Source organism: Mucilaginibacter sp. (assembly GCF_039207105.1).
Lineage (GTDB): Bacteria > Bacteroidota > Bacteroidia > Sphingobacteriales > Sphingobacteriaceae > Mucilaginibacter.
Map to the genome: position 1 here is coordinate 1 of NZ_JBCECK010000204.1, position 7,393 is coordinate 7,393.

The following is a 7,393-nucleotide window of genomic DNA, read 5'->3' on the forward strand; positions in this document are numbered from 1 at the left end:
TCAGGTATTCGGTAGCGCGGCCCCAGGCATCGTTACCATAGCTTTCGGCAGGGTATACACTCATGGCCAATGATTTTTTACCATCGGGCAGGTTTACTCGGGCGGCATCCCATACGTAAGCCTTTGACGCGCCAAAGGCCACATCGCGGGTGTTCAGCATTTTAAAGTGCCAGGTAAGCGTGCCTTTTTGCACCGGGCGACTGGCCGGGTCAGTCACCTCGGCCAAATCACGTATCATGATGGTTTTATCGCTATTGCGGGCAGCATCAAGACGGGCCAGTTGCTTGGCGGTCAATACTTCTTTAGGGTTCTGTAGCTCGCCCGATCCGGCCACGATCATATCCCAGGGAACGTTTACACTATAATCAATATCGCCATAATCTAAATAAAACTCGCCGCTGCCTAAAAATGGCAGGGTATCCCAGCCGCGGCTATCGTCATAAACACACATACGCGGAAACCATTGGGCAATTTCATATATCTTGCCGTTTTTGGTATCTACATAATCGGTACGGTTGCCAAAGTTGCCCGGAATGGTGTAGTGATATTTGATTTTGATGCGCACCAAACCTTTATTAGGTGCTACCGCTTTGGTCAGTCTGATCTGCATGCGGGTATCGGTAATTACAAACTTTACAGGCTTGCTTACGCCGCCTTCTTCCACCGATACCGATTCAATCTGGTAACCATCGGTATGCTGATTGGGTTTAGGTGCAAAGCCTGTCACGAAGTTTGACCGGGCATCTTTTTTATACGTGTTCTGATCCATCTGCAGCCACAGGTATTGCAGGGCATCTGGACTGTTATTGGTGTAGTCGATTGTTTCGGTACCGCTGATGGTTTTGCTCACGGTATCCAGCTTTACGTTTAAAGTATAATTAGCGCGATTTTGCCAATACCGCGGACCTGGATTACCGTTGGCCGCATGAAAGTCGTTCCCCTTTTCGCTATAAAACTGCGGCGAAAAAGCTTCGGCCGGATTATAGTTGGATGAGGTATCGTTAGGGTTTATCTTTTTGTTTTGGGCCTGTACATTCAGCGCCAATAAGGCAAGCAGACCTAAGCCGGTAAAGTGTAATTTCATGGAGCGTATTTAAGCGTCCAATATACAAAGGATGGAGATAAGTTGGGGAGGGATTTTGAAATGATAGACTGAGGGACTTATCTTGTGGAATGAAGCACAACCTACGCATGATCGGGATCTAAATGTAGAATGCATGGCTTAGAGCGCTCAATTGCCGCTAAGGCTGTTACTTTTGTCTTGATACAAAAGTAACCAAAAGATCAAGACAAAAAAAAGCTTCCTCCCACAGGCAAAACACCCTGGCCCGCTTTTTTGTCAGGCCTTTACCCGTTTTTTGATTTGCATTATAGATAGATGATTTAAAATTCTGTCTATTCTCAAATTCTGTAAATTCCGATTCAGACAGTCAGCAGAAAAGCTTCGGGTGAAAGCAGGCAGAACTCGGTGGCCTTGTGCGGTTGCAGGGGCATAGCAAATATTTGCGGAAGCGCAGGGTATTGAGTGAACGAAGTAGGGCAACTTTTTGCAGCCCGTGGTTCTGCCTGTTTTGCAGGGCAAAGGCCATGTGCGGCAAAGAAGCCTTTCTGCTGAAAGCCTTTTTGGTTACTTTTGTGGCGACAAAAGTAACTGGCCCTCCCGCGGCCAAGAGCGGGACTTCGCCATGCAATCCGGCATGCTAACGCAGATTGCTTCGTACTTCCACAATGACGAACGAAGAACCTCACCCCAACATCCCTGCCAAAACACCTTCTTTAAGAGAGTTGCTGCACATGGTTACTTTGCTGATAGCCAGCTTTTGAATAATAAAACGGGTAAGGAGCGAAGCTACCACGATCATATCAACCCTAACGGGGATAATGCTTTTATTGGCAGCCCTTTGCTGATGGGTTGATTGTACCAGTTTATTGGTTTCTATGAGCAATTCGTTAGGGTCAAAGCTGTAATTTTTAGTGGTTTTAAGATTGAAGGAATGGCCTTTGTCAATCTCTGTCAGTTCGGCAAAAGTTTCAAACGCGCCTGAGGAGCCGATGAGGGTATCAACCTCATGATTGGTAACAGCGGTGAACAAATCAGCGAGTTTATCTTCGAGATACACGTCTAAAGCCTCAATAGATGCGGGGGGGATGGGATCGGTGCGGTGGAAGAGATCCATGAGGCGGGCCGCGCCAATTTCAAAGCTTTGTTTCCAGATGATGTGATCAGCATTGCCCAAAATAAACTCTACGCTGCCACCGCCAATATCCATAATGAGCGAGTTTTTTGCCGATAAGCACCCGCTGATCCTGACGCCCTCATAAATAAAAGCTGCTTCCTGTTCGCCATTAATAATTTCAATTTGAATGCCGGTTTTAGCTTTTACCTGGCTGATAAAATCGGCACCGTTTGATGCGCTGCGCAAAGCTGATGTAGCAATAGCCCTAACCGCCTGCACCTGGTGTGAAGCTATTTGTTCCAGAAATTTTTGCATGGTATTGATGCCACGTTCAAAGGCCTCGGGAATAATGTAGCCTTTGTTAATACCACCTTCACCAAGTTTTACGGGTTCATGAAAATGAACAACTTCATGATAATCATGTACGGTGCCCTCGGCAATTAATAAATGAAAAGTGTTGGTACCAAGGTCCATCACGGCAACGCGTTTACTCATGCCTCTAAAATAAATAATCCCCGAAATTGTTTAGTCATTCCGGGGATTTTATATGATTATTTCGGGGGATGCATAACTCATTCTTTGTAAAAGAACCATTTGCCCAGTTCTTTAAAGCTTGCTTTTTTACCGTACATCAATATACCTACGCGATAAATACGGGCGGCTACATAAGTGGTAAATAAAAAGCCAATTACCATCATAGCCATCGACAGGGCAAGCTGCCAGCCCGGCGGATCAAACGGTAACCTCACCATCATGGCCACCGGGGCGGTAAAAGGGATGATGGATAGCCACACAGCCAGCGGACTATCAGGAGCCCTGAATAGTACAGATACCGCCAGCATGTAGGTAAATAATAATGGCAACGTAATGGGGAACATAAACTGCTGGGTTTCCGTTTCGCTATCCACCGCCGAACCTACCGCGGCAAATAAAGCGCTGTACAACAGGTAACCGCTTAAAAAATAAAACAGAAAGCAGGATAATATATACCCGAACGGGATAGTTTGCAGGGTTTGTAAGATCCCGCTCATGGGGCTGGCCGGTGAGTTAAATGCTTGTCCGGCTATTTTTGACGAAATGACCGACAAGATGATCCAGGCCGAAAACTGGGTTAGCCCCACCAATCCAACACCAATTATTTTACCCAGCATCAGCTGAAATGGTTTAACCGACGATATCACCACCTCAATAATGCGGCTCGTTTTTTCTTCAATTACACCACGCATTACCTGGCCGCCGTAAATTAACAGCGAGATATAAATAAATATAGAACAAGCTATGGCTACGGCTATGTTCGGACCGATGTTGGCATCCTTATCGCCGGTGCTGGTAATTTCAACAGCGTTGATACTGATATTGGTATTTTTGATGGTATTGACCAAAGCCGGGTCAATATGGTGTTCCAACATGCTGTTATTGATGGCGATATCATTCATCTGCTTTTCAACTTCTTCACTGAGCTGAAGGGCCGGTTTCTTTTTGGAGAATAGCTGCACCCCGCCTTTTTTCATATAATCAGTCGGGATGTACAGTGTCGAGATGTTTTCGTCGTTTTTGGATGTTGCCTTGGCCTTGTTCAGGTCCTGATCGCCTTTAACAAACTTGATATTTGTTGTATCATGCAGTTTCCCTTCAAAAAGTTTGCTGTTATCAATCACATTAACAATTTGCAGGGACGACAACTTATTGCTGTTTTTACCTATCAGCACAATTGCGGCACCCATAGCCAGTATCAACAGTGGTACCACAAATATCATGATGATGAACGATTTTTTGCGTACCCGGGTAATGTATTCGCGCTGTATAATGAGTAATACTTTATTCATGATTTAGGCAATTTGGTTTACTTTTTCAATAAATATCTCATTCATGCTGGGTATTACTTCCTGCAGCATGTTAATGCGGGTTCGCGGTATCAGGTATTGTAATACATCGTTAGAGTTATGGCTGCCATTAAGCTTGATACGGATGATGTGGCTATCGTCCTCAGAAATAGTATCGCCAATGATCTCAAAAGGCTGCGAGCCATCAAAGCTGAGTTGCGGGCCGGTATACTCAACAAGGTAGGTGTCATTTCGGTACGAGTTGCGGATGTGTTTCACCCTGCCGTCCAGTATCTTTTGCGATTTATGGATCAGCGCTATAGCATCGCACAATTCCTCAACCGATTCCATACGGTGGGTGGAGAACAAGATGGTAGCGCCCTTGCGGTTAAGCTCCAGTATCTCATCCTTGATCACCTCGGCATTTACAGGGTCAAAGCCGCTGAAAGGTTCATCGAGGATGATCAGATCAGGCTCATGCAGTACGGTAGCCACAAACTGGGCCTTTTGCTGCATGCCTTTTGAAAGTTCTTCAATTTTCTTTTTCCACCAGGCTTCAATACCCAGTTTTTCAAACCAGTATTTGAGCCGTTTATTGGCCTCATCACGGCTCATGCCTTTAAGGCGGGCAAGGTATATCATTTGCTCACCAATCTCCATTTTTTTGTAAAGACCGCGCTCTTCGGGCAGATAACCAATACGGTTAATGTGCGATTGGTTGAGTTTTACGCCGTTAAAATAAACCTCGCCCGAGTCAGGAGCGGTTATCTGGTTAACAATACGTATCAACGATGTTTTACCGGCTCCGTTTGGGCCCAGCAGACCGAATATTTGTCCGCTTTCTACTTCCAGGCTTACATCGCTCAGCGCACGATGGCCGGCGTATTGTTTAACAATATGGCGTATGCTTAACATGTAATGGTTTATAAGTAAATAGTAAGATTTAGATACCGACTTTGGCTGAATGTTACACGATACAGCCCGCCGTTGGTTAAAAGGGATCGTTCTTGAACAAGGGCTTGTCGCTCAGGAAATCCGGGCTTTTGGTATCCTCGCCTGTTTTGTTAAAGATAATGATGGCTGCAATAAGCGGTAAAATACTAATCAAGTAAATATAACGGTATGCCTTAAAGCCAATATTAAGCAAGCCAAATAACATAGGCAAAAACATAACAGCAATAGTAGCTACCAATGATAAAATGGCAAACAACGCGAACCCCTTACGTATTACCGGATGCTTAACCATAAATGCCATAATGGCCACATACAGTACCATGAAAAAATGTACAATGCTTGAAATGGTATAATAAGTAACCGGATTAGCCATCCAATAGCCAATAGTCAGGTTTACAGTATTGTTTATTGTAGTAAAAATAATGTATACTCCAAAAGCTATGGCGATGCTGTTTTTTTCATTGTAGTACCTCAGTACACTTAACAGGAAAGCGAGTACCAGGAGATAGGTGAGTATAGATAATCCTGATAAAAAATAACGGAGATATTCATTAAAGCCGAAAAGATTTGTACCGATGTATTGAAAAATAAGCTGCATAGCGATTTGCAGAAAGACAGCAATTACAGCTATCTGAGTTGCCGGTTTATTGTTCATAGATAGTGATGGTTGATTTATACCAAGTTATAAACTATATGTATACAAACAAAGGTGCTTTGAAAGTCATTCATGATTCAAATTGGTAACCTGTATAGGGTTTACCATTAGATATACCCGAATTTGGTGATAGGCTAAACTGTAATGGCGTTGTACCTTCGCTTGGTAATATCTACTACTTAAACGAATTTATTATGGAAAATATTAAAACCGATCCATCATCTCCACTGCTTGAGGGCGAACATTTTGCAGAGGTGAATGGCATCACCATACATTATTACGTAAAGGGCAGCGGCCCTGTTATGCTGGTTCCGTCGCCGGGTTGGGGACCTTCTGTAAATTATATTATGCCGCTTACCGTTTGTGAGCAGCATTGTACCGTAGTATATTTTGATACCCGCCACAGCGGCAGATCAACCGGGCCCAATAATGCCGATCAATACCATGTAGAGCATTATGTGGCCGATATGGAAGCCTTAAGGATATACCTGGGTGCCGAAAAAATATTTGTTACCGGGCATTCGGGCGGCGGGCACCAGGTGCTGGCCTATGGCATTGAACACAGCGAGCACTTGCTGGGCATTATCTCTATTGATGCCATTGCCGCTGCCGATGGTGTAAGGGGTGAAGAATTGATGAGACGAATTGCTAAGAAAAAAGAAGAGCCTTTTTATATAGCCAACCCAGGTTATCATGATAAAGCTACCGCCTTAATGATGAGTAAGGATAAGGCCGCTTTGACCCTTAAAGAGGTAATTGACACAATGGGCGCATTCTATTTTTACAAGCCCGAAATGGCCCAAACTGTTTTTGCAGGCATGGAGTATAATGATGAGGTATTTAAGCTTACTCAAATGTCAGGCTTTCAGGGTAAAAACCTCTTGCCTGAGTTAAACCGAATCACTGTACCCACATTAATCATAGCCGGTGATGACGACTTTATTTGCGACCCCATAACTCAGGGCGAAAGGATGCGTGACAGGATAGCATCATCAAGATTAGTAGTTATTGAAAACTGCGGCCACATGCCCTGGATAGAGCAACCGGAAGCATTTAATGCTGCTTGCGAAACCTGGTTTCAGGAACAAAATTTTTAAAATTTCCGATACCTCCAAAACAGAAAGCCCAAAATCATAATGATTTTGGGCTTTCTAATTCGATTAAGACCTTTCAGCTTTTGGCTTTCCGCTTTTACTCAAAATATTCCTTCATCCGGTCGAAAAAGCTTTTTTCGTTTTTGCCGGGGTTTGGTTTAAAGTTTGGAGATGATTGCAGTTTTTCCAGTATATCGCGCTCTTCTTTGCTGATAGCTTTTGGTGTCCAGATATTGATGTGTACCAGCTGATCGCCGCGGTGGTATGAGTTTACCTCAGGAACACCTTTACCTTTCAGGCGCAGGATTTTACCACCCTGGGTTCCCGGGTCAATCTTGATTTTAGCTTTACCATCAATGGTAGGCACTTCAACGGTTGTACCTAAGGTGGCATCAACAAAATTTACATGCAGGTCATATATCACGTTGTTTCCGTCACGTTTTAAAGTTTCGTGAGGTATCTCTTCAATCAGTATAATTAAATCGCCGGGAACGCCACCGCGTGGGGCCGCGTTACCTTTGCCGCTCATGCTCAGCTGCATACCTTCGCTAACACCTGCAGGTACGTTGATAGTGATCAGCTCTTCGCCGCGTACTACGCCGTCGCCATGACAAACATTACATTTTGACAGTATGGTTGAACCTTCGCCGTTACAGGTAGGGCAGGTGCTGGTAGTTTGCATCTGGCCCA

The 7,393-nt window shown here is 44.4% G+C and carries 6 protein-coding genes and 1 pseudogene; 1 reads left to right on the forward strand and 6 read right to left on the reverse strand.

Features of this window, described 5'->3' with window-relative positions:
- From AAGC65_RS23590 to AAGC65_RS23610, 5 genes and pseudogenes are all read right to left on the reverse strand, one after another.
- Nucleotides 1-1,084 (reverse strand): annotated as a pseudogene (locus AAGC65_RS23590) (M1 family peptidase); the annotation flags it as partial.
- A gap of 661 nt (nucleotides 1,085-1,745) precedes the next feature.
- A complete protein-coding gene (locus tag AAGC65_RS23595) occupies nucleotides 1,746-2,672 on the reverse strand; it encodes an exopolyphosphatase (protein WP_343114927.1) in 927 nt (308 codons plus the stop codon).
- A gap of 77 nt (nucleotides 2,673-2,749) precedes the next feature.
- Nucleotides 2,750-4,003 (reverse strand): ABC transporter permease, encoded by a 1,254-nt coding sequence (locus AAGC65_RS23600; RefSeq protein ID WP_343114928.1) that lies wholly within the window; start codon nucleotides 4,001-4,003, stop codon nucleotides 2,750-2,752.
- 3 nt (nucleotides 4,004-4,006) lie between these two features.
- Nucleotides 4,007-4,915 carry an ABC transporter ATP-binding protein gene (locus AAGC65_RS23605; RefSeq protein ID WP_343114929.1) on the reverse strand — a complete coding sequence of 303 codons (909 nt, stop codon included), beginning with the start codon at nucleotides 4,913-4,915 and terminating at the stop codon, nucleotides 4,007-4,009.
- A 76-nt stretch (nucleotides 4,916-4,991) separates the two neighbouring features.
- The gene (locus AAGC65_RS23610) at nucleotides 4,992-5,609 is read right to left on the reverse strand and encodes a hypothetical protein (protein WP_343114930.1); all 618 of its coding nucleotides are present in this window, start codon (nucleotides 5,607-5,609) and stop codon (nucleotides 4,992-4,994) included.
- 194 nt (nucleotides 5,610-5,803) lie between these two features.
- Between AAGC65_RS23610 and AAGC65_RS23615 the strand changes: the two genes are divergently transcribed.
- The gene (locus AAGC65_RS23615) at nucleotides 5,804-6,706 is read left to right on the forward strand and encodes an alpha/beta hydrolase (protein ID WP_343114931.1); all 903 of its coding nucleotides are present in this window, start codon (nucleotides 5,804-5,806) and stop codon (nucleotides 6,704-6,706) included.
- 94 nt (nucleotides 6,707-6,800) lie between these two features.
- On the opposite strand, the gene AAGC65_RS23620 is transcribed toward AAGC65_RS23615, so the two are convergent.
- A partial coding sequence (locus tag AAGC65_RS23620; RefSeq protein ID WP_343114932.1) for a DnaJ C-terminal domain-containing protein occupies nucleotides 6,801-7,393 on the reverse strand: 593 nt, incomplete at its 5' end.

Bases quoted from the DNA above. Each gene is read 5' to 3' on its own strand.
- AAGC65_RS23605 (WP_343114929.1), bottom strand. From the start codon at position 4,915: ATGTTAAGCATACGCCATATTGTTAAACAATACGCCGGCCATCGTGCG.
- AAGC65_RS23600 (WP_343114928.1), bottom strand. From the start codon at position 4,003: ATGAATAAAGTATTACTCATTATACAGCGCGAATACATTACCCGGGTA.
- AAGC65_RS23615 (WP_343114931.1), top strand. From the start codon at position 5,804: ATGGAAAATATTAAAACCGATCCATCATCTCCACTGCTTGAGGGCGAA.
- AAGC65_RS23610 (WP_343114930.1), bottom strand. From the start codon at position 5,609: ATGAACAATAAACCGGCAACTCAGATAGCTGTAATTGCTGTCTTTCTG.
- AAGC65_RS23595 (WP_343114927.1), bottom strand. From the start codon at position 2,672: ATGAGTAAACGCGTTGCCGTGATGGACCTTGGTACCAACACTTTTCAT.